Origin of the sequence: Shewanella sp. SM71, assembly GCF_025653905.1 — a bacterium.
Lineage (GTDB): Bacteria > Pseudomonadota > Gammaproteobacteria > Enterobacterales > Shewanellaceae > Shewanella > Shewanella oncorhynchi.
Genome location: NZ_JAKKRW010000010.1, coordinates 66923 through 87660, shown reverse-complemented (window position 1 = coordinate 87660; position 20738 = coordinate 66923). Strand labels below are relative to the sequence as shown.

Sequence of the window (20738 nt, the reverse complement as noted above, 5' to 3'; positions counted from 1 at the left end):
TGGTGGAGGGTCTCGAATTTGCCCTGCTCAATAATCAGCAGAACTATTTGCAAGAGGGGGGCGAGTGGAGCCCTGCTCCCCGCTGGTTCGGCATCAGCGGTGGTTATCCGCTACAAAGCGGCAGTGGTTTTAGAGTGGGTGCTGCGGTAGTGGATCCCTTGCTGGTCAACGCCAGTCCAATTCAGATCCACGTCAAGCTGGCTTCTGGTGAAATTCGCCATACCACCTTGCAAGTGGCACGCGAGGCGGTGCTCTCTTCCAACGCCCGAGGAGAGGTGGGTGAATATGGTGGCAGCAGTGTCATTAACTCGCCCGTGGTTAATGCTCCTCCGGTACCAGGTCTAGCACCAGTTGAGGTGCCAGTTGAGATTGAGCTGCCGGCCTTGCGTGCTGAACCAGAGCCCGTGCCGGTGGCTACGGCCTTACTGGCGGCCACTGCGGCTGTGCCCAAATCGAAAACTCCGTTGATCCTTGGTGGGGTCGTGCTATTGCTGATGATTGGCGCCCTGATCTTCTGGTTTAGCCGCTCGGCAGATGCACCATCCACCGCTACACCAGTGACCGATCCTATTGCTGAAAAGGTTGTCGAACCGGTGGCCGCAGAGCCGATGGTTAACGAGACCAACGGCGAGGCGACGGAGGATGGTTGCAGTGCCGATAACTTGGCGACCCAGAGCGAATTGGAGTTTGTGCAGGCCTGCATTGCACAGCAGCCGCCAACCGATACCTTATTGGCGGTGATCCAAAGCGCCAAGTCAGCCAAGAAATGTGGTGTGGCGCAACGTCTTTATGCCAATCGTGCGCAGGGGGGAGATAGCAAGGCGGCCTTGACCTATGCCCGTGAATATGATCCCAAGTTCCACCAGCCTAATGATTGTTTCAATGAGGCTGACAACGCCACTGCCGCTTACTGGTATGACACTGTACTTCAGGTTGAGCCTGACAATGCCGAGGCAAAACAGCGCTATGAGGAGTTAAGTAAGTGATGGTTGCAACCAGATTATTGCGCTGCTTGGCAGCACTCCTACTGTTGTCGGGTGGTGCAAGCGTAGCGGCGACCGAGATGACATCTGGGCATCGCCCGTTGTTACAGGAAGGAAAAAAGAGCCTCTATCAACGAGTATTGACCACTCCAGGTTGCGAACTGGTGGCCGAGGCTGGTCAAGCGTCAGGTGTGCTACAACCGGCCTTTAGTAGTTTTTATGTCTATGAGCAGGTCAATGCTAAGGGGGCGGGCTGGATTAAGGTCGGCCCCGACAGCTATGGTCATAGTATTGGTTGGCTGCCCAAGTCTTGTACCGTTGATTGGAAGATGCAGCTGACCTTGGCCTTCACCAACCCTGCCAACCGAGATCGCCTGCTCTTTTTCAAGGAGCGAGATCAACTCAACCAGATCCTGGAAGCGGCGGATCCTGTCGCCAAGGTGGCACCGCTACGTGCTGCTTTGAAGAAGCAGGGCAACGCTGGCGGAATACTGGCACAAGAGCCCGAATACTTTGTCGATCTGCAGCAACAGTTTTATCTGCTGCCCATCCTCAGTGGTGAAGAGGTCATGACCGAGGATGGCTTTTACACCCGCTTGCTCAATGTGGCCTCGGTCAGCAAGGCTGATGCAGCCACGGTAGAATCCAGTGCCAAGGTGAGCCAGCTCAAGGAGTTCAATGCCGCTGTAGTATTCGTGGTTGATTCCACTATATCGATGGGACCCTATATCGAGCGTACCCGCGAGGCCGTGCGCAAGGTTTATGAGCGGATCAACAAGGAAAATCTGGGGCAGCAGGTGAAGTTTGGCATGATCTCCTTTCGCTCCAGCACCAAGGAGGTACCGGGTCTGGAGTATACAACCCGCATGTATGCCGACCCCAATGAAATTAAAGACGGTGCCGACTTCTTGAAAAAAGTGGCTGACCTCAAGCAGGCTAACGTTTCTAGCAAGCTATTCAATGAAGATGCGTATGCGGGGGTGATGCAGGCGATAGACCAGATAGACTGGAGCCGCTTTGGGGCCCGTTATGTGGTGCTGATCACCGATGCAGGGGCTATCGAAGGGGATAACAAGCTGTCTACCACTGGATTGGATGCCAAGCAAATCCGGTTGGAAGCCGCCAACCCTGGGGTGGCAATATATACCCTGCACCTGAAAACTGCGGCGGGTAAGAAAGATCACGCCAAGGCAGCAAGTCAATATCAAGAGTTATCAACTTACAGTGGCACCAATACCTCGCTTTACTATCCTGTTAATGCGGGTGATGTTAACGAGTTTGGTAACAAGGTTGATGCGCTGGCTACTGCCATTACCGATCAGGTGAAAGCATCCTATTTTGGTGAGCCGGCCGTAGGCAGCGCCAGTAACGCTAAAGAGCAGGACACGCTCACCCCAGCGCAAAAATTGCTGCAAGATACTGCGCTGATAGGCCATGCTATGCAACTCTCTTACCTCGGCAAGAAGAGTGGAACTCAGGCTCCCTTGGTGTTTGAGGCCTGGATCAGCGACCGGGATCTGATCAAGCAGAATATCCCGACCACCGAGGTCAGGGTGCTGCTCACCAAGGGCCAGCTTAGTGACCTTAGCGATGTGGTGAAACAGATTTTGGATGCGGCTAATGAAGGTATGATCTCACCGGCTAAGATGTTCGAGCGATTGCGCTCGGTGGCGGCAACCATGGGCGCTGATCCTAACCAGCTCAAGCAGTTGGATAACACCAGTATCACGGATCTGGGTGTGATGGGGGAATACCTTGCCGATCTGCCTTATCGCAGCGATGTGCTCAATCTGGATGAGGAGACCTGGAAGAGTTGGGATGGGTTGGCACAGGAGAAGTTTATCCGCACCCTTGCGACCAAGCAGCGCCATTACCAGCGTTACAACGCCGATGTTGATCGCTGGGTTGCGCTGGCCAAGGATAGTGATCCCCGTGATCACGTCTATCCGATTCCCCTGGAAATGATGCCCTGATGCTATGTATCGAAGATATGAGCATAGTGCGGGGCAGCGGTGAACAGGCCCATCGGGTCTGTTTGCCCGCACTAACCTTGCCTCTGGGACAAGTGGTGGCCGTGACGGGCGAAAGTGGCTGCGGCAAGAGCACCTTGCTTGAGGTGATTGGGCTGTTACTGAGCCCCAGTCGAGTGGGCCGTTTTGAGATGGACTTCATTGACGCCGCTCCAGCTGCCGTCGATATTGCCCACTTGTTGGCGGCTAACGATCAAGCGGCATTAGCCGACATCCGCGCCACCAGAATTGGCTTCATGTTGCAAAGTGGCGGCCTGCTGCCCTTTCTGACGGTGAGAGACAATATCCGCTTGCCCTGCCAACTATTGGGTATTGCGGAAGATGAGCATTTACTCACACGGGCTGTCCAGACTCTCAAGTTGGAGGGATTGCTGCACAAGAAACCAGCCCAGCTTTCTATCGGGGAGCGGCAGCGGGTAGCTTTTGTGCGGGCGGTGGCGCACCGCCCCAAGCTACTACTGGCTGATGAACCCACCGCGTCGCTTGATCCCCACACTGCTAGGTTGCTCTTTGCACTCTTCATCGAGTTGGTACAAGAGTGGGGCATAGCGGCGCTGGTGGCCTCTCATGATTGGGGGTTGGTCAAGACGTTTGGCTTGCCCTGTCTCAAGGCTAATTTAACGCAGGGAGAGACCCATTTTGCGTTCTCATAAACGCGGGCTACTACTGCGCTTGGCCATGCAGGATCTTTGGCATGATCGTTCGGTATCGTTTTGTATCATTTCCTCGCTGATCGCCGTGATAGCACCACTGCTGCTGATGTTTGGTCTGCGTTATGGGGTGGTGAGCCAGTTGCAGCAGGATCTCGTGCGAGATCCACGCAATCTGGAGATCCGCATAGTGAGCAGTGGCCACTATTCAGTAGAATGGATCGCTGCTTTGCGGCAAAAAGCGGAGGTAGGCTTTGCCATCGGCCAAACCCGATCCCTCAATACCCAAGCCGATTTGCTGAAAGATATGAGCCATTTCATTGAAAATGCAGAGGTAATTCCGACCGATAGGGGTGACCCTCTGTTGGGAACATTGCAACTTGGGAGCGAGGGTGAGGTAATCCTCAGTGCCGAGGCTGCGCGCCGTTTGGCGGTCAGTGTTGGCGAAACTATCCGCTTGCGCGTCATGCGCCAGCTCGATGATAGGCGAGAGTTGGGGGAGTGCACCTTAACTGTAGGAGCGATATTGGCGCCGACTTATTTCAACCGTCCCGCTCTGTTCGTGCATGAGTCCTTGCTGCTGGCGTTGGAGTCTTTTCGTGATGGTTATCGTATCCCTATGTTGGGCATTAGCACAGGTCAGCCGTTAACGGATAAACCGCCGATATTCGCCCGTGCTCGTATTTATGCCAACAGCATTGACCAAGTGGCGGCTCTCGATCTCTGGCTCAAGCAGCAGCGTATCGAGACAGTTAGCCGGTTGGCCGATATCGAGAACATAAAGAGTATCAACCGGGTACTTAGCCTCATCTTCAACGTCATTGCTGGCACCGCGCTTATCGGCTGTGTCGCATCTTTGATCGGCGCCTTCCTCGCTAACGTGGATCGCAAGCGTAAGCACATTGCGGTATTGCGCTTGCTGGGATTTACCAGCCCGGCGGTGGGCCTCTATATTATCTTTCAGGGGGTGATCCTGACGTTGCTTGCCTATGGTGGGGGCATTTTGCTCTATCTGAGCGGCAGTACACTGTTTAATCGGACACTGGCCAGCAGCCAGAGTACTGAACAGATGATCTGCCAGATTACCCCATTACACTGCTTACTGGCCCTAATCCTAGCTCTAACGGTGGCCATTCTAGTGGCCATTATTGGCGCTCGACGGGCTATTACCATTCAACCTGCGGAGAGTTTGCGTGAACTCTAAAAATACTTTATCCCAGCTCATCATTATGGGATGTGCCCTGTCCAGTGGCGTTACATTTGCCGAGCCATGGGCTGCTCAACATTACAATCCAAAAGCCGATGTAGAGGACGTGATCCTGCCAATGCCGTGCGAAGGAGCCATGGCCTTTCGGAGAGTGCAGGTGCCGGTCAGCGGCCCGCTGGAAGACTTACCAATCCAGGTAGGTCAAGACGGTGGTGAATGGGGCTTTGTCGAGCACACTCATCCTGCTTTCATTGCAGGTAGTTTCACTCAGTCAGCTAAGGAGCTGGGTCGCTATTATTTGATGGCTAAATATGAGCTCACCCAGCTGCAATATCAGGCCCTTACCTCTGAGATCTGTCCCACACCCTCGAAAAAGCTGAGTTTGCCGGTGAGCGCCATCAGCTGGTTTGATGCAGTCGCGGCCACCGATAAATACAATCTCTGGTTGCGACAACATGCCGCTGATAAGATCCCTAAAGAAGATGGTAAAGCGGGTTTTGTGCGCCTGCCGACTGAAATCGAGTGGGAATTTGCCGCACGTGGCGGGCTTAAGGTCAACAGCGCAGATTTTCGTGATGTTCGTTATCCTATGAACGATCTCAAAGAGCATGAATGGTTTGCTGGTGCCCAGTCAGCCAATGGTCGTTTGCAACTGGCGGGGCTGCTGGCTCCTAATCCGCTCGGCTTGCATGACATGCTGGGTAACGTGGACGAGATTATGTTTGAACCCTTCTATCTCAACAAGCTCGATCGCCAGCATGGTCAGGCCGGTGGTTATGTGGTGCGCGGTGGTAACTATCTCACTGAGCAGGCTACTTTACGCAGTGCGGCCCGCAAAGAGGTGAGTTACTACGATGAAGCTCGCCATTTCACTAGCAAGAGCACTGGGATACGGCTGGTGTTGGTTTCCCCTATCATGACATCGACCCAGCGAGTTAAGAGTATCGAGAGCGGTTGGCAGCAACTGGGATCAAACAAATTTGTAGGGGGTGCCAGCGACAAGAAGGATGCAGTCAGTGAGTTGAGCACGTTGGCTTTTGGGGTCGATGATGAGGTCCTCAAACAGAAATTGAAAAATCTGGAAGGTCAGCTTAGAGCTAGCAACCAAAAACAACAGGAAGAGCGTGCCCAGTCGATCCGCGCCAGCCTTAACTTGGGCGCTTTTCTTTGCACCAAATTAAAAGATGATGGCAAGTTTTTGGATTTTCTTAACAGCAATTATGAGCAGCTTTGTAGCGATAAGGCGGATAAAAACTGCGTGGTTCGCAAGATTAAGTTGGATGAGCAAAAAGAGCGACTCAGTCAGCTATCGGGTTATTATGCCAGTGGTTTAGTCGAGTCTGCATCCCTATATGGTGAAGGACCCATTAAAGAGCAAATTTCAGCATTTGATCAAATGCTGACAATTAACAAAAAACTGAATGGGCTTAAACCATTTCTTGCGACGCATTGGGCAAACCAACAGCGCTATCTGCAAAATGGAAAAATTGATGCTGTTATTTGGTTGGAAAGTTGTAAGAAATTGCAATAATTAAATTGAAATAAAAAATGACTGCTTATTAACCTATTTAACCTGAGATCGGTTTAACGAGCCATAACTGCAATAGCATTAAACTCCCTGTTAGTGAGGTTCAGTTGTGGCTTATTGTCTTTCAATTGATAGGCGATGAGTCCAACAATCATATTGAGCATAAAACCATGCACGAATGCTCTATTTGAGAGATGTTTTTTAACTGGTCGTTGATGGTTTCTATGATGAAACGTCTCGACAGCATCGCTCTATCCCATAACGACATCACCTGCGCTTTCATATTCTTACGCACGTTCGTCACCAACGTCACGCCTTTCTCCAGCTATTCACTGGACAGCGCTTTACTGATATACCCCTTGTCTGCATAGAGTTTATCCATGGCACTGTGCACCATCTCATTCACTTGTTTTGTGTCATGCACATTCGCTGGGGTAATTTTGGCCGCCACTATTCCGCCTTGATGGTTCACAATTAAATGCAGTTTAAATCCATAGAACCAGCCCATGGTACCTTTGCCTATATTGTGGTTATCGATTCTTAATTGATTGGTACGTTATCGGCTTAGAGCGCACTGCTTGCTCAAGCAACCTGTAGAATAATAATCCCCGAGAATCTGACTTTCTTCTGTTGAAGCGAAATGTAAACTCATCTAAATAATAATCAAGTTGCTTAGCCTTTACCGCATCTTGATACGTACCTAAAAGCCATCTTTTACATAATGATGAGACTCGATGTACCCCAGCCATTGTTTCATGTGCAGGTACAGATGAACCTAAATGCACTATCCGATTATGCTTATATCCTTTTTTGTCTATTTGTTTGTATACTTGAGAACCATCACTACAAATTGTGCTATCAGGTTCTATTACATCTTGAATGAATTGATGGATATGTTCTTTAGTTGCACTTTCTACTTGCCTTAAACGTATTCGCCCAAATCCAGAGGGTGATAGCAGCTCAACAGCCTCCAAAACTACAGCTTTACGCTTACCCTGTTGATTTTTAATAGATGATTTTGGAATGACACCACCTATTAATGTTTCGTCAACTTCTACGATGCCGGACAGTTTATCTCTTTCAGGATCAACCATGGCATATCTTAACTTGTGCATTAAAGACCAAGCTGTTTGATAACTCCCAAGACCTAATAGCCTTTGGACTCCAAGAGCGCTGACCCCATTCTTTTGATTTGTAATAAACCAAACAGCTGCAAACCAACTTTTCATGGGGGTTCTTGTTTTGTCAAAAAGTGTACTTGATGTTACTGAACATTGAGAACGGCAAGCATGACATTTTAACTTGCCATTACTTAACTGATAAGGTGATTGATGGCTCGAACAGCTTGGGCAAATGAATCCGTTTGGCCAACGAAGTGCCTAAAGGTAGCTAGTGCAAGATTGTTCATCATGAAACCAATCAACAAATTCGTCCCAATTTGTAGGGTAATCGACGCCAGCTTTTAATAAATACGATGAAGTTTTCATTACTACATATTGACACTGGTGGCACTAAGTGGATAGCCCTTGTTATGACACACTTTGATGTTGGTTGAATCGACAAATTCGATGCCAGTGGGGTCACTCTTGAGGCTGGCAAAGTAACTGCAAAGCGGCACTAAAGCAGTGGGCATCACCTCAAGAAAGCGGGTATAGCTGAGTAAATTGGGAAAAGCGGATTTGTAGAAATGAGCTAAATAGCCGATGTAGAAGTTCTTGAAATCACGATGATGAGACATCTGGAAAAGTATGATGATGGTCATCACTTCGCTCATTGTCATACGGCCAGCGCGTTGACGCTTGCATGTGCCATCGGTTAACAGCGTTTTTTCCCATTCTGGAATGAAAACAGCGCAAAAATCATCGACATCGCAAAATACTTCCACTAACTTATGCATAGTCCCTCCGGTGTGATGGGGTTTCTCTTGGTCGAAAGATCCGATCACTTGGAGGGCTATTAGTTCAACATTTCTTATCCCGTATATGGACTCCACCTGTTTAGCAAAAGTTTCGACAAAAAGATTAGATACGCACGTATATACGGTTTTTTATTGAAGAAGCTATCTTCTAACCAATGATCTATTCGCACCCTCTGTCCTTATCGAGATTGTAGCGTTATTAACACTGTCGGGATAAACAGGTTTTCAGAAGGTTGGTCTTACCTATTTGTTAATGCATTTTGCTGAACTTTTTCTAAAACAATATTCTATATGGTCTGATTGTTATATTCGGTTCTGTAATTGAGCAATGCCCATGCGGTGCGAACGGTTTTATTGATTAACGCGACACAAGCACGTTTTATACCCACTCGCCTGACTAAATTGATAAGCCATTGCTGTTTATAGATTTTTCCCTCTGCTGGCAGCCTTGATATAACAGAGAGTGCGCCTTGATAGAGGATTGAACGCAGGTATTTATCGCCACCATGCTTATCTATTCCAATCATAACAACCTTACCTCCACTGCTGTGTTATTTAGGGGTAACACCAACGAAGACAGCCGCATGCCGGCCATTCTTAAAACCTTGACCGTCACCTAAGCAAGCCAGCTGCACCAATATGACTAACGCCTTCGAGTTTCATCAAGCGTTTACAAGGTTCTGATTGAGTGACCAACTGCTTTAACTGTAGCGTTACCGCTTTGTAGTGCTCTTCTGTTGTTTGATATTGTTGCCATAAAATCATGAGCAATGGTTTGATTTGCTCAGGTAAGTCTGTTGATTCTGGCGAAATAAAATGAGTGATGGCTTGCCTTAATGACTTTTTACCTAACGTGATGATAGCGCCATATTCAAAACACAACGCTCGTATGTGGTTACCCAGTGATGTGATTGTTCGGTCGAACCATTTTCTGCTGATTTGAATCGCTTGAATATTCTGTTGTGATAGGTCTTTAACCTGGCAGAAAGTCATTCCTAACTGTGTTGATGCGATGGCAATGCCGATAGCATCATTAGCGTCTGTTTTTTGATTGCTGATATAGGGTTTTACTTTTTTAGGTGCCATCCCTCTGACTTCATGTCCAAATGATTGTGCGACTCGAGCCCAGTAGTGAAAGCTAGCACAGCCTTCCATAGCAACGACACAAGGAGGAGAGTTGGCAAGAAGGTCTTTCGTTTTTTGTGGTGACATGGCTTTATTGAATAACAACTCACCATATGGATTCACTTTACAAACTTGAATGACTTTTTTTACAAGGTCGAGAGATATTATTGTAGGCTTACTCATGTATGGACTCCTTTTGTTTTGGTCGACACCAACTTACGACTGTAGGTTGGTGGAGTCCATACATCGAGTTCAGGTTATTTAATAAATTGTTGGCGTCATTCCTGAACCCTCACATACGGACTGCCAGAGTCTGTTCTTAACCAGTGTGGGGATGAACCTCAACTGGAGGTTTGAAGCTTTGCTCCTACGGGACTCAAGTGGTTACAATAGCAAACAAACTCAAACCTATAAAAACATAAAACCAAGCAAGCGCTTGGTTTTATAGGATATTTTTAACAGGCACAAACGCGAAAAAACATCATTCCACGTTTTGGATCTGAATATTTTTATTTACAATAAAGTCATTATTTAACAATGACTAGCATGTTTTGTTCTGTGGTAATTCGCATTGATACCCACCGACATACCCACCACTAGTATGGCGCCTATCAGTTGTTAATTGTCTTATGTGCATCCTGAATAAGTTTATCAATTATATCAGTAATTTTAAGATCATAATGGTCTGCAAGTTGGTTTAGTCTAGTCTTTGTTTTTGTACTCATACTTATGCTATATGCTTTTTTACCTTCAGATTTGTCCCTGAATTTCTTTTGACTCCACGCCTTTTTAATTTTCATAGTGATCAGCTGTTTAGTGTCATCTTCTTCAATCAAGTCAAAAAATGATACAATTGCTGAGTATTTTTCAGCGTCAGTACTAGGGAGCCATAGTGTATTTTTGTGAGGAGGGTTTTCGAGGGCTTGTAGGTAGTCCCACACCCAATCAACTTGGATTTGGTCCTTTATTTCTAACCACTTTGTAATTATTTTATTATTAAAAATCGGTTTCCAAAGGTTGTGAATTAGTTGGATGATTTCTCTTTGGCTTTGTAGGTCTGCTTCTCCTGACTTAAATGCCAGTTTAATTTGCTCAATCCTTTTGGTTAAGTCTGTTACATCTTTATCGAAAGCACGGTAATCGATTCTAATTATGGGATAATTTGATTTAAAATTATCCATGTGATATCCATATGGGTAGCCTGTAAAGGCGTGGAGCCCTTGTTCTGAGGGATAACTATTAGGTTGAGAGTATACTTTTAGGAAACTCCATGCCCAGTTCCAAAATCTTTCTTCTTTTTTATCAAGCCATTTAAATTCATCTGGTTGCAGTTGCCCTTCTTTCTCAAACGTCTCCTTAAGCTTTGCCAGTTCTTGTGGAGTAATTTGATGTGTACTTCTCAAGTATTCATAAAAATGAACAAAGTCGATGGGTGCTGTACATTGGTATTGGGTTCCCAGTTTAAAATTTAGTTGAATGAAGTAATACCACAGTTCTCTTTGAGAGGAAGCGGTAAGAAATATGTTATCAATATTGATTTTCATTAGCATTTTCTACTTTGTTTTTTATAACTACATGGTAGTATTTTTGGTGTTTTTAACAAGTATTTTTAGTTTATTTTATAAATATTTTTAGTGGATTCATGTAGAGTTTTTGATGGTATATTTATTGAGATACTTACGTTTAGTAAGGCTAAGAACGATAATCAAGCATTCTTATGAGGTTATTACCTAAATAATTGCTTAATATGGTCAAAGCTATAGACGGCATGTCGGAACCGATTTTAGATGGGGAACTATGCTTGCTAATTGCCAGTTACTAGTGTGTTTAACAGGGGATATTGCTCTGCGTTGGCTTAATAGAAAATGTAGAAATAATTTAACTATCGAGTAAGGTGCGCTCTAACCGCCCTTGCTCGCCCGATCAACTACTCAATGATTGACGGGGATTTCAGTTATTGTGATTGTCTGTTTGTTAATACTATAACTCTGTAGTTATGACTAATACTCTATAGTATTCACTCAACCAGTATGTCTAACACTACCTTACCCATGAACACACAGGGTTAGCTGCCATCAAAGGCGAGCTAACCTTTGCAAGTTATATCAAGCCCTTTGGTGCTTTTGAGTTATAAATTACACAGACCCCATACGTTATGTAACTTAACCAATATGGGATATCAACATGTACTCACGTCACACCTCAAACACTAACCTTACTGTCATCAATAATGGCCAATACCAAGGCCTCAATGTTTATCCTAGGCCCCTAAGCGCTGAATACTTAAGCGCCATTCTACAGACCTTACAGGGTGCTCTGAATGAGCACCCTCGTACCTTTATGGTGCGGTTTGATTTGCATCTACCACAGCTCAATTTTCGCGACTCACCTATAGTTTATGATTCAACGGTGATCAGCAAATTCTTTAAATCTCTGAATGCTAAAATCCAGCATGACAGGCTTATCAAGGGCCGTGAGTGTAAACGGGTGCATCCTTGTACTCTGCGTTATATTTGGGCAAGGGAGCGAGCTGATGCCGATACAGACCATTACCATAGCGCTATCTTCCTCAATAACGATGCTTATAACCATCTCGGTAATTACAATCGAAGTGGGCAAAACCTGAGTACTAAGATTGTTGAAGCCTGGGCCAGTGCTTTAGGGCTCGATGATTTCAGTACGCGGCATTTAGTCCATTTTCCAGAGGATACGCCAGTTTATTACATCAATCGTAACGCACCGAATTATCCCCAAACCTTTGCAAGTGCTTTCTTCCGCTTGAGCTATTTTGCAAAGCTAGAGACGAAGCATTATGGTGATAGAACACGTTCATTCGGTTGTAGCCGTATTTAAACGTGGTGACAGAGTGATTAGCATCTTAAGGTTTAAGCTAAAAAATAAAGGTGCTTAGCTGTGGGACTCGATCTTTATAGGTCCTTCAGTATGTCAACGATAGCGGCTTGAGGGCCGCTTCGTTGTTAAAAAGATGACTCCAATACTTATGTCCTTAGCCAATGCCATGCATCGGATATCAGTTCAGCACCGGCCTTCACGCCATTAACCCCCACCTCAGCAGCTGTCAAAACCGTGTATAAGCCAGTTTCTACACTGCCGGTGACATGCTTGATCCCAGCATCAGTTATTTCTCCTTGGCTTAAGCAATCGTAACTGTCACTGAGGGTTTGCGCAGTGCCTTTTAGTAGGCATTCTGAAGGCTTAGCAACAAGATCTCCAGGTGTCCCCAGCAGCGTGTTGAGGTTGTCGGGTAGCCCTAGGTATTCGCCAGTCATTTTTACTGCGGTAGAGGCTAACACGACGTTTGCGACGGTTCCCGTGGCCAGCTTTGAAGCAGTACTTCCCAGTAAGCCTGCTCTGGCAGAGCCTTGCAGGGCAACGTGAGTGAGATTACTGACTTGATTGGAGGTGCTGCTCCCTTCTAAGCATTCATTGACGAATTGCTCGCAATTGTTGGTGGCAACGCCGTATGGGCTGTGACCCAGTTGACTGCGTGCAAGCTCAATAGCTTGATGGGGAAACAGGCTGGACTTTTTCACTCTGACACTATGGCCACCAGCAAATTGCTGCAGATCGATTTCTTCGATGATGCCCTGTTTAGATAAGTGAATGACATTGCCATGGCCAACATACAGGCCATGGTGTTCGGTTAAGCCAAGAAAATCGATATTGGTGACGAGGTGATCACCAGGTTTTAGTACTTGCATGAATATTTTCCTTAGCCAAGGTTCTATCATTGCGACGTGCTATTTCGCCATGCAGCCTTGGTAAGGCTGTACGTGTTCGCGTTGATAGTCAGTTGGCTGTGTGAGGATTTAAAATGAGACGCTATCCATTACTGATAAGCGCGGGTTAGATTTCTAACTCGACAAAGTCTTTATCGATATCGTCTTGCTCAATACCGATATACCGAAGGGTGGTTTCTTCGGCGCTATGCCTGAGCATCTTCATTACTCGACCAATATCTTTGGTTTGTTGATACAGCAGATAGCCTCGCGTCTTACGCATTGAGTGGGTGCCTAAAGCGATTTTGAGCTCTTCACCAATCATCGCTAGTGCGCGGCAAATATAGCGGCGTGACAAAGGCGCGGGTTTGATGTGCTTCGCTCTTTGATTACGGTAGGACTGAAATAGGTAGATATGGTTAGGATGTTCGCGCGCAATACGCTGTATCCGTTCTAGCGTTTTTGAGTTGAGTTTGATATTGGCAATTTTGCCGGTTTTAGATTCCTTAATGATGAGTCTATCGACCTGGATATCACTAAACTTAATCGAGAGTAAGTCAGAGATCCGCAGGGCGAGATTAAGGCCGATATTCCACACATCGGCCAGTTGCTGGCTAAACTGTCTTTCCAGTAGGTAGCTGATAAGCTTAACGGTGTCTTGATCTTTAACGGCTTGAACTTCAGGCATGGTCATGTTCCTCTTTTTTGCTATAGCGTGTTTTTGGGCACTTGCATTGCGCAGAGCCTTATTGGGCAAGGGGTTGAGTGTTCCCGTTTTAGGATTCTGGGAACTTCATTTGGTTAAGTGGGTTAATCCAAACTGACCTTCACCTTGTAAACGCCCATATCGAAATAAGCGGCAAAGTTTTGGGTAAATAAATCGATTAATGATCTGCATTCCCGCTCCCCAATCCAACCGCTAAACAGGCTATAAACCTGCTTGCTGTTAAAGCAGATATCGATGTCTTTAACGAGTTCAGGGAAGGGATGACCGCGATAGGCAAAATCAGTGACGTACACTAAACGCCAATGTTCCTGCTGTTTCTCTAGTCGTACTTCGACGGGATGAAAGCCACCATCTTCGGCGCTGTAATCTGGATCTCTAAAATTGAGCGTGATCGCATTGGCATCTTTTGGATCGACGTCAGCCAGTTCCTTTTCAATGACTTGGTAAAAACGATTAGGCATTAATGGCAGTTGGTTACGGTTAATGATTAACTTCATGGGATATTCCTTCTTTGATTTACGCGCACACGCAAGAGCCTAGGAGCTAAAACTCCTAGGCTCTTGCTGTGTTTGCTGGTGGGGTAAAAATTGCGTGAAACGAGTCTGATGGAGCGTGATGAGGTATTTAGGATGCGCTTTGGTGTGACAAGGTTATCGAAGGGCTGTGTGTTAATGCGGGTAGTGGTTTGTCAGCGGTTTGATAGACAGCAATATACAAATAACCATGGCTGCCTAATGTATCGGCCTCACAGGTAAAGTCATCGTACTCAATGGTGACGCAGTGCTGCTCTCTTGCATCTATCTCACCGGTGACGACTAATCGCTCAAGTTGTTTAACCAATTTCGGGAAAGCGTGATTGAAGCGTTCGCGTACTTCAGGTGGAAACTCACCGACAAAGCTAGCTCGGTCATTGAGGAAATCCAAATGCAGACCACGTAAAATCAGCCTCGCACCAAAGCGAGGAGACACCTTACGAGGTAGACCCCAGGCGTGCTCAATATCGAAAAGTTTAAGAGTTGTCATATTGACCTCAATGGTTGAAAAGAACTTTAGGGAGTGGGTTGCTTGTTAGCTGGCGAGCTAAAGCAGTGGTAAATACAAGTGGTTAATGGAGTGGATGACGTTTAGGTAATGGTTTGCAAAATTAGGTATGTACACTCCAATTGGGCTGCTCATTGCTGCCATGGTTAAAGTACACGCCGTTGATCACCCGTTGCCATTCACCCATAGGCACACCATAAGTGTCACAAGGGCAAACATAGCGGCAAAAAGTAATCTCCTTGGGTAGGTGTTCGATAACGTCGCTAGGGAAGACAAACAGCACGGTTTTGTATAATTGACTATGGGGCGCAACTAACGGCTTACCAATCACTTGGCCCATGGCATTAAGTGGGCGTACAAACATCGGCAAAATCAGTTCAACCGCCAAACGGTTACGTAGTTCAGGAAAAGCGGCGCAGGCCTCAGCAACGCAGGCCTGCGAAAAGCTGTCGGTAAATTCAATCATGTTGGACTCCTTAATTGGGAGTGATAAAAAGCAGCTTGAATGCGGGGCTAGAGTAAGCCTCGCTCAGCAAAGGACACTGGCGTACGGCCAACCACAATATGGTCAAGCACTCGCACATCAATAAGTCCCAGTGCGTCGGTTAACCGTTTAGTGATGTTTTTATCTGCAGCCGAAGGTTCAGACTCGCCGGATGGATGGTTGTGGGCAAAGATGACCGCCGCCGCATTAACGGCCAACACAGCTTTAACCACTTCTCGGGGATAGACGCTGGCGGCATCTAAGGTGCCAAAGAACAACTCTTTAAATTCAAGTAATTGATGCTGATTATCGAGCAGCATCACCGCAAACACCTCCCGCTCATAACCGACCAGTTTGTAAGTTAAAAAATCCTTAGTGGCCTGAGGGTTGGTATAGGCGTTCTTCTTTACATAACGTTCGGCAATGATATTGGCGGCAGAGGCGAGGATGACGTCATCCGAGGGCGGCCATAGCGTTACTGGTCGAATAGTCGTTCTGATGGGCATAGGTTTTGTTGACATATCAGGCTCCTTGAAAGCGTTAATGGGCTTATGCACTGGAGTGATATATAGCTAAAAAATGTTCGAAACAGACATAAAAGCCAAGGTGTTTGTGGTCACCTTGGCTTGGTGAGGACATGACTAACCTAGGCTACATACCTTTGTTTTTCGCCCAGTCGTAACCAGCAATCACGCCGAGAATAAATAACTCTGCTACGGGCTTATTAATGAGCAGGCTAAACATAATCCTTCTCCTTTAAGCTGCGGTAAATTCCAACGCCAAGCATAAAGCCGGCGATAAATGCGATAGGCATAAAGCCTCCTTAGTTTAAATAGATAGATTGGCCACTGGTCGCAATCGCTTCTGGTAGCCGGATGTGACAGTAAATGGGTTACTGCATCTCAGTGATATAGATGTGAAAAAGGTTGGAGACTGCCAAATTTCACAGTTAAAGATAACCGCCACTCCTCATGGTTTGAACTAAACCAGAGGATTCAAAAAATGAGATTAATCAGACTAAAAGAAGTTATCGACTGCACAGGCCTTGCCCGTTCAACAATCTACAAATACATCGCAGAAGGAGCTTTTCCTAAATCGGTGAAACTTGGTCCCCGGCTGGTGGCTTGGGTGGAGGAAGAAGTGCAAGCCTGGATTGCTGCACGGATAGGGGAGCGGGATTACTTGATGTTGGATTGAGACAATACAAAGGGCGGCTAAGCTGATTTGAGTTGTTCTAAATAAGTGAACCGAATTGTGCTCCAGATTGCGAGAACCGGCTTGACATGGCGTTGCAGCATATTGCCTTACGCCCAAGTCTCATGGAACTTGCGGTACAACTGCTTGACACTAAGCAGCTTCGTGGTAGTTGAGTTCAGTGCCCCACATTTAGGAACAGCTATTTAGTCAATATTGGCTAATTGTTAACATCTATCAGCTAAGCCAGTCCAAGCCTTAAGAATTAAGCTGCGCTCGGTAACTTTGAGCCATTTTTAGAGGGTTTTCCTTTGACTTGAGCTGTCTTATCAGGGTGTACCTCAATGTGCGCGAGTGCGACTTCATAGCCTAGCAGCCTCAGTCTATTGTAAGCGTTCTTCAAGTTGACCTTGGAAAAGAAAGGAAGCTTGGTCGGTAAGGCATCAATATCGTAGATGGCGTATACGATTCGATAGTCGCCAGCGTTTGGTGCGATAGCCGGGTCTGTTAAAGGCATAACACCAGGGTGGCTTGAATATAGCTTTTGACGGGCTTCTTCACTCTTGCGGAATATTTCAGCTGACACTACACCTTGGCTAAAAAGGTGACTCAAAGTTGCGGAAGAGGTGTAGTGCTTTACATGAATTAGGTCAGTCTTGTTATCATGGCCGTTGTGTTTGTTGACCAAGTCACAGAACTCGAATCGGCTCTGTCCGCCACCAAGATAGATATTCTTGGTATCCAAGCACTTAATATTGGTATTGTCGTGAGTAACATCTAGGTTGTATGCGCCTTCAGAATCGTGGTTGTAAGCTGGAAGCGTCACATGGTAAATGGCGATTTTTTCCATTACCGCATTGATCTCTTTAACGAAATCAACGTTGATTTCGTACCATGCTCCAGCGCGTAGCTCATAGTGTTTACCGTCCTTCTCAAGTTCACAGTACAGGCATTCGTAACCAGACCAAGTATGTTGGGTGATATGCTCTTCATCTTTGGCAAACACCTTGTAACCAGTCTTGAGGTGTTTCATTTCTAGCGCACCTTCCTCCTTCACGACTTTATCTAAGTACCGCTTCAGGCTCAAAATATCTGAGCGTTGCATGCTTTTGGCACCGTAACTAAAGCCAACTACGGTGTCAGAGTCATACACATCTGGCGCGATCATATAGACGTTATCGTTTTGCGATGGTCCATTCGCCTGGTAGTTTCTGAGAAGCGTCACAAGCTCACCATCCAAGCTTGAAATTGTTGTTGAGTCAGTGACTTCTCGAATGTTTTCCACCCACTTGAACTCGCTCGGTAATGGTTTGTTGTATTTCTGGTAGGCTTTAAGGAGCAGCATGGGGAGCTTATCGAGCTTACCCTTGAAGTTCACTTTCAAGGCTTTTCTTCGACCACTTACTCTTGAACCGAAGCCAGCATCATTGCTTAGCCCCTCAATAGCAGACAACAGGTCTTCATCGATGTCGATTGGGAAATCAGAGACCTCGGCACTCAATCCACTCTGAACGCGAGCGTTAAGAGGCTTGGTTTTGTTTGAAGCTGTATCGACGCCCCGGATATTTTTAGGCTCAACTACGTTTAATGCAGTTTTAAGCCCAAAGTCGGGAACCATAAAGGCCATTTCAAGCATGGTGTGGCCCTTTCCAAAGGTGACAAAGAAGGTTTGTCCTGCATGATGTAACTCCAATACTGCGCCAGTGGATTGATTTGTCCCAAAGTCAACTTCAGTTAATTGATTACTTTCAGTAAACAATTTCGCAAAAGAGGGTGGGTTGGAGGTAGGTGTTTGAACGTGCATTACACTTGTTGTCCCCTCGAGCTGAACCTTATGGCTGTTCGCATTGTTGAGCTTGAGGACTGAAGTGTCGGTATTGATCCCTTTCTTCAATAGATAAATCGATAGTGGTGTTGTCGGCATAGATGTTACCTCTCAGATTGGTTTTTATTATTTCGCTTTGAACTCGCAACGTGCTTTGTTCTGTGTGTATAATGAGCAGGTGTTTTGAGATTGTCAACGTTACTTTTAATTTATTTTATTGTAATCGCTTTGGACTCGCAAAATTCATTTGTTGATTTTTGAAATGTTATGGACTAGATTATGAAGAATAGAAATGGGCAGCGGGGGCAAGATGCGAGCTGTAACTATCAAAAAGATATCGAGTGAAGAGTTTGTGGAGGCGGTGGATTGGCGGGCTGATTATCACCTGTCAACAGCGGCAATCCTTCCCATGCTTGCAAAGCAAAAGAAATGGCCACATTTGACGGACTATAAAGTGAAGTTTGTTGATGGGTGGCGCTTTAGCGAAAGCCCAGAATCAGAATGGTACATGGCCAATGTATCTCTGTTAGATACTAGTCGGCGAGATCCTATAACACTCAACTACTTACCAAAGGTGGTTGATGAAGAAGCAAGGGCTTTAGCAAAAGACATAGAAGACACTTTGTCTGGAGAGCGCTATTACCGAATGAGGCATGTCGCCGATATGAGGTTGAACCCTGAACATGGTCAATATCTTACACCGCTCCTTTCATTCGAGTCCTGTGTAAAACCCTCTGATGTGGTGATTCGCCGCGTGGGTAGTGCATCCGCAGCTTATGTGTCTGAATTTGATCGACAGCATCCGATTGATGCGAATATGGCTATCGTTCGTGGCTTAAACCGTTACGATGCGCTCTGGCTGACCTACTGCTTACAACAACCGCTACATGTTGACTACTTAGAAAACAGAATTCGAAAAGAAGAGATGGTTCGCGTGGGGTTGTCACAGTTGAAAAACATGCCTCTTGCGCCAACACCCAGTGAGTTTCGCAGTCTTGCCGAATACTATTTTTCTTGTTTGGAAAGACTCTATTTTACCCAAATGTCACTTAGAGACTTGCGTGAGCAAGTCTCTAAGTGGTTATCGGGATTCTTAGACAATGCGTTCATCTCATGGAACGAGAGTGAAATAAAAACAGCTTGGTTCAAAGCTGAGGACCTTGGCGAACGCTTAGATTTTGGTTATTCAGAACACAGTAAAGTAAGCCACCAACTGCTTGCCAATGGTGGTCAGTATCTTTCGCAACTCGCGATTATTGAACCGAAGGCTGAGCAAACACCGCCAGAGCAGTATCAGTTACTACGAATAAAAGACATAAAATCAAACTTTCGTTTGTCTGATAACCTCACCCAGAACGACGCCAAGGACGAGGAAGCGAGCAAACTCGTTCGTGTAAAAAAACGCTTGGTACAACAAAATGATGTGTTGCTCTCAACATTTGCAATAGATAGTAAGGTGTTGTGGTTAAATGAAAAACTTTCCAAAAAAACATTGTCAAGTGAGCATTTGGCGACGTTGTCTTTTCACCAGTATGCAGGCGCATATGCCTTGCTGTTGGAAACTCCTTTATTCAAGTGGCAGTTGGCTCAATTAGTTAGTGGCAGTGTGCAAGCATTTATTAACCTATCTGATCTCGCCAGGGTGACGTTTCCGCCGCTGACCAATGAATTAGCGACCCGCTGGCACCGTGAGTTGGACACTATTTTGAAAAAGCAAAACCAAGCACTGACAGAGATGGAACAGATAAAAGGGCAGATGGCACAGGTCTATTACAGTGTTCATCCAACGTTAGATGAGGTGAACCATGTTAACTGATTTAGAATTACGTCACGCGCTTCAACACACCCTCGATGGGCTAGTGGGCCAACCACAGCCGCTTGACGATATCTGGTCAAATCAAAGCCATATTTGGCAAGAGCTAGGCTGGCAGAAATGCCAATTGTCTTTATGGCTCAGCTGCCAAAAAACAGTACAGAAAGAGCCCAATACAGGTGCTTTCCTTATTCAAGCGAAACAAAGGAATAAGGTAGCTAACAGTAGCCAGAGTTTGGGCGATATTTTGCTGGACTTAGTTATCGAGTTTAATCGTCCGCTGCCAGTCAAGTTGGCCCTTAGTAAGTTACCGAGCCATATCGTCGCCACAGAGGGCATGCTGAAAAGCGCGGTGCAAGAACATCCCAAATTAGCCATGATGGGGCCGTTAATTAAGCTTGCTTAATGAGCCTATCTTGCTGGAAATCAGTTCAAATCTTGAGCTTGGCTCAATAGAAAAGCCTTTATGAAAA

Annotated in this window: 19 protein-coding genes and 3 pseudogenes; 9 read left to right on the top strand and 13 right to left on the bottom strand. The window is 46.2% G+C overall.

What is annotated here, in order from left to right; all coding sequences use genetic code 11:
* The first annotated feature begins 275 nt into the window (after window positions 1-275).
* From L5L97_RS11675 to L5L97_RS11655, 5 genes are read left to right on the top strand one after another with little or no spacing between them, the layout of a single operon-like run.
* Window positions 276-986 (top strand): hypothetical protein, encoded by a 711-nt coding sequence (locus tag L5L97_RS11675; protein WP_263182074.1) that lies wholly within the window; start codon window positions 276-278, stop codon window positions 984-986.
* Window positions 986-2956, top strand: coding sequence for a vWA domain-containing protein (locus tag L5L97_RS11670; RefSeq protein ID WP_263182149.1), 1971 nt, complete (start codon window positions 986-988; stop codon window positions 2954-2956). Before L5L97_RS11675 ends, L5L97_RS11670 begins: the two co-directional genes overlap by 1 nt.
* Entirely contained in the window at window positions 2956-3666 is a 711-nt protein-coding gene (locus tag L5L97_RS11665; protein WP_263147705.1) for an ABC transporter ATP-binding protein, read from the top strand. The genes L5L97_RS11670 and L5L97_RS11665 overlap by 1 nt, the downstream gene beginning before the upstream one ends.
* Window positions 3653-4867 carry an ABC transporter permease gene (locus L5L97_RS11660; protein WP_263182073.1) on the top strand — a complete coding sequence of 405 codons (1215 nt, stop codon included), beginning with the start codon at window positions 3653-3655 and terminating at the stop codon, window positions 4865-4867. The genes L5L97_RS11665 and L5L97_RS11660 overlap by 14 nt, the downstream gene beginning before the upstream one ends.
* The gene (locus L5L97_RS11655; protein ID WP_263182071.1) at window positions 4857-6401 is read left to right on the top strand and encodes a formylglycine-generating enzyme family protein; all 1545 of its coding nucleotides are present in this window, start codon (window positions 4857-4859) and stop codon (window positions 6399-6401) included. The genes L5L97_RS11660 and L5L97_RS11655 overlap by 11 nt, the downstream gene beginning before the upstream one ends.
* 53 nt (window positions 6402-6454) lie before the next feature.
* Here the strand turns inward: L5L97_RS11655 and L5L97_RS11650 are convergent.
* The 6 genes and pseudogenes from L5L97_RS11650 to L5L97_RS11625 all read right to left on the bottom strand — a co-directional run.
* Window positions 6455-6948, bottom strand: a pseudogene (locus L5L97_RS11650) (IS982 family transposase); the annotation flags it as partial.
* Window positions 6929-7885, bottom strand: a pseudogene (locus L5L97_RS11645) (IS1595 family transposase). The pseudogenes L5L97_RS11645 and L5L97_RS11650, both read right to left, overlap by 20 nt.
* A gap of 41 nt (window positions 7886-7926) precedes the next feature.
* A pseudogene (locus L5L97_RS11640) lies at window positions 7927-8295 on the bottom strand (IS982 family transposase); the annotation flags it as partial.
* A gap of 308 nt (window positions 8296-8603) precedes the next feature.
* The gene (locus L5L97_RS11635; RefSeq protein ID WP_263182070.1) at window positions 8604-8843 is read right to left on the bottom strand and encodes a hypothetical protein; all 240 of its coding nucleotides are present in this window, start codon (window positions 8841-8843) and stop codon (window positions 8604-8606) included.
* Between the two features lie 85 nt (window positions 8844-8928).
* The gene (locus tag L5L97_RS11630) at window positions 8929-9624 is read right to left on the bottom strand and encodes a hypothetical protein (RefSeq protein WP_263182068.1); all 696 of its coding nucleotides are present in this window, start codon (window positions 9622-9624) and stop codon (window positions 8929-8931) included.
* A gap of 428 nt (window positions 9625-10052) precedes the next feature.
* Entirely contained in the window at window positions 10053-10985 is a 933-nt protein-coding gene (locus tag L5L97_RS11625) for a hypothetical protein (protein WP_263182067.1), read from the bottom strand.
* Window positions 10986-11625: 640 nt separating this feature from the next.
* On the opposite strand from L5L97_RS11625, the gene L5L97_RS11620 reads away from it, so the two are divergent.
* On the top strand, window positions 11626-12294 hold the full coding sequence (locus L5L97_RS11620) for an inovirus Gp2 family protein (RefSeq protein WP_263182065.1): 669 nt from the start codon (window positions 11626-11628) through the stop codon (window positions 12292-12294).
* A gap of 146 nt (window positions 12295-12440) precedes the next feature.
* On the opposite strand, the gene L5L97_RS11615 is transcribed toward L5L97_RS11620, so the two are convergent.
* The 6 genes from L5L97_RS11615 to radC form a co-directional block, all read right to left on the bottom strand.
* A complete protein-coding gene (locus tag L5L97_RS11615; protein ID WP_263182064.1) occupies window positions 12441-13163 on the bottom strand; it encodes a lecithin retinol acyltransferase family protein in 723 nt (240 codons plus the stop codon).
* 145 nt (window positions 13164-13308) lie between these two features.
* A complete protein-coding gene (locus L5L97_RS11610; protein WP_263182062.1) occupies window positions 13309-13869 on the bottom strand; it encodes a tyrosine-type recombinase/integrase in 561 nt (186 codons plus the stop codon).
* Between the two features lie 122 nt (window positions 13870-13991).
* Window positions 13992-14405, bottom strand: coding sequence for a DUF2787 domain-containing protein (locus L5L97_RS11605; protein ID WP_263182060.1), 414 nt, complete (start codon window positions 14403-14405; stop codon window positions 13992-13994).
* 127 nt (window positions 14406-14532) lie between these two features.
* Entirely contained in the window at window positions 14533-14931 is a 399-nt protein-coding gene (locus tag L5L97_RS11600; RefSeq protein ID WP_263182058.1) for a type IV toxin-antitoxin system YeeU family antitoxin, read from the bottom strand.
* Between the two features lie 121 nt (window positions 14932-15052).
* Window positions 15053-15415, bottom strand: a complete 363-nt coding sequence (locus tag L5L97_RS11595; RefSeq protein ID WP_263182056.1) for a hypothetical protein — start codon at window positions 15413-15415, stop codon at window positions 15053-15055.
* A 47-nt stretch (window positions 15416-15462) separates the two neighbouring features.
* A complete protein-coding gene (gene radC, locus L5L97_RS11590) occupies window positions 15463-15954 on the bottom strand; it encodes a RadC family protein (RefSeq protein ID WP_372834797.1) in 492 nt (163 codons plus the stop codon).
* Window positions 15955-16435: 481 nt separating this feature from the next.
* Between radC and L5L97_RS11585 the strand changes: the two genes are divergently transcribed.
* On the top strand, window positions 16436-16630 hold the full coding sequence (locus L5L97_RS11585; protein ID WP_263182054.1) for a helix-turn-helix transcriptional regulator: 195 nt from the start codon (window positions 16436-16438) through the stop codon (window positions 16628-16630).
* A 262-nt stretch (window positions 16631-16892) separates the two neighbouring features.
* On the opposite strand, the gene L5L97_RS11580 is transcribed toward L5L97_RS11585, so the two are convergent.
* Entirely contained in the window at window positions 16893-18551 is a 1659-nt protein-coding gene (locus L5L97_RS11580) for a TIGR04141 family sporadically distributed protein (protein ID WP_263182053.1), read from the bottom strand.
* Between the two features lie 211 nt (window positions 18552-18762).
* On the opposite strand from L5L97_RS11580, the gene L5L97_RS11575 reads away from it, so the two are divergent.
* Window positions 18763-20268, top strand: a complete 1506-nt coding sequence (locus tag L5L97_RS11575; protein WP_263182051.1) for a hypothetical protein — start codon at window positions 18763-18765, stop codon at window positions 20266-20268.
* A complete protein-coding gene (locus L5L97_RS11570; RefSeq protein ID WP_263182049.1) occupies window positions 20258-20671 on the top strand; it encodes a hypothetical protein in 414 nt (137 codons plus the stop codon). Before L5L97_RS11575 ends, L5L97_RS11570 begins: the two co-directional genes overlap by 11 nt.
* Window positions 20672-20738 lie beyond the last annotated feature (67 nt).

Coding starts and splice junctions, on each gene's coding strand:
- L5L97_RS11630 (WP_263182068.1), bottom strand. CDS start 9,624: ATGAGTAAGCCTACAATAATATCTCTCGACCTTGTAAAAAAAGTCATT.
- L5L97_RS11670 (WP_263182149.1), top strand. CDS start 986: ATGGTTGCAACCAGATTATTGCGCTGCTTGGCAGCACTCCTACTGTTG.
- L5L97_RS11600 (WP_263182058.1), bottom strand. CDS start 14,931: ATGACAACTCTTAAACTTTTCGATATTGAGCACGCCTGGGGTCTACCT.
- L5L97_RS11625 (WP_263182067.1), bottom strand. CDS start 10,985: ATGAAAATCAATATTGATAACATATTTCTTACCGCTTCCTCTCAAAGA.
- L5L97_RS11575 (WP_263182051.1), top strand. CDS start 18,763: ATGCGAGCTGTAACTATCAAAAAGATATCGAGTGAAGAGTTTGTGGAG.
- L5L97_RS11605 (WP_263182060.1), bottom strand. CDS start 14,405: ATGAAGTTAATCATTAACCGTAACCAACTGCCATTAATGCCTAATCGT.
- L5L97_RS11665 (WP_263147705.1), top strand. CDS start 2,956: ATGCTATGTATCGAAGATATGAGCATAGTGCGGGGCAGCGGTGAACAG.
- L5L97_RS11580 (WP_263182053.1), bottom strand. CDS start 18,551: ATGCCGACAACACCACTATCGATTTATCTATTGAAGAAAGGGATCAAT.
- L5L97_RS11595 (WP_263182056.1), bottom strand. CDS start 15,415: ATGATTGAATTTACCGACAGCTTTTCGCAGGCCTGCGTTGCTGAGGCC.
- L5L97_RS11635 (WP_263182070.1), bottom strand. CDS start 8,843: ATGATTGGAATAGATAAGCATGGTGGCGATAAATACCTGCGTTCAATC.
- L5L97_RS11615 (WP_263182064.1), bottom strand. CDS start 13,163: ATGCAAGTACTAAAACCTGGTGATCACCTCGTCACCAATATCGATTTT.
- radC (WP_372834797.1), bottom strand. CDS start 15,954: ATGTCAACAAAACCTATGCCCATCAGAACGACTATTCGACCAGTAACG.
- L5L97_RS11620 (WP_263182065.1), top strand. CDS start 11,626: ATGTACTCACGTCACACCTCAAACACTAACCTTACTGTCATCAATAAT.
- L5L97_RS11570 (WP_263182049.1), top strand. CDS start 20,258: ATGTTAACTGATTTAGAATTACGTCACGCGCTTCAACACACCCTCGAT.
- L5L97_RS11610 (WP_263182062.1), bottom strand. CDS start 13,869: ATGCCTGAAGTTCAAGCCGTTAAAGATCAAGACACCGTTAAGCTTATC.
- L5L97_RS11585 (WP_263182054.1), top strand. CDS start 16,436: ATGAGATTAATCAGACTAAAAGAAGTTATCGACTGCACAGGCCTTGCC.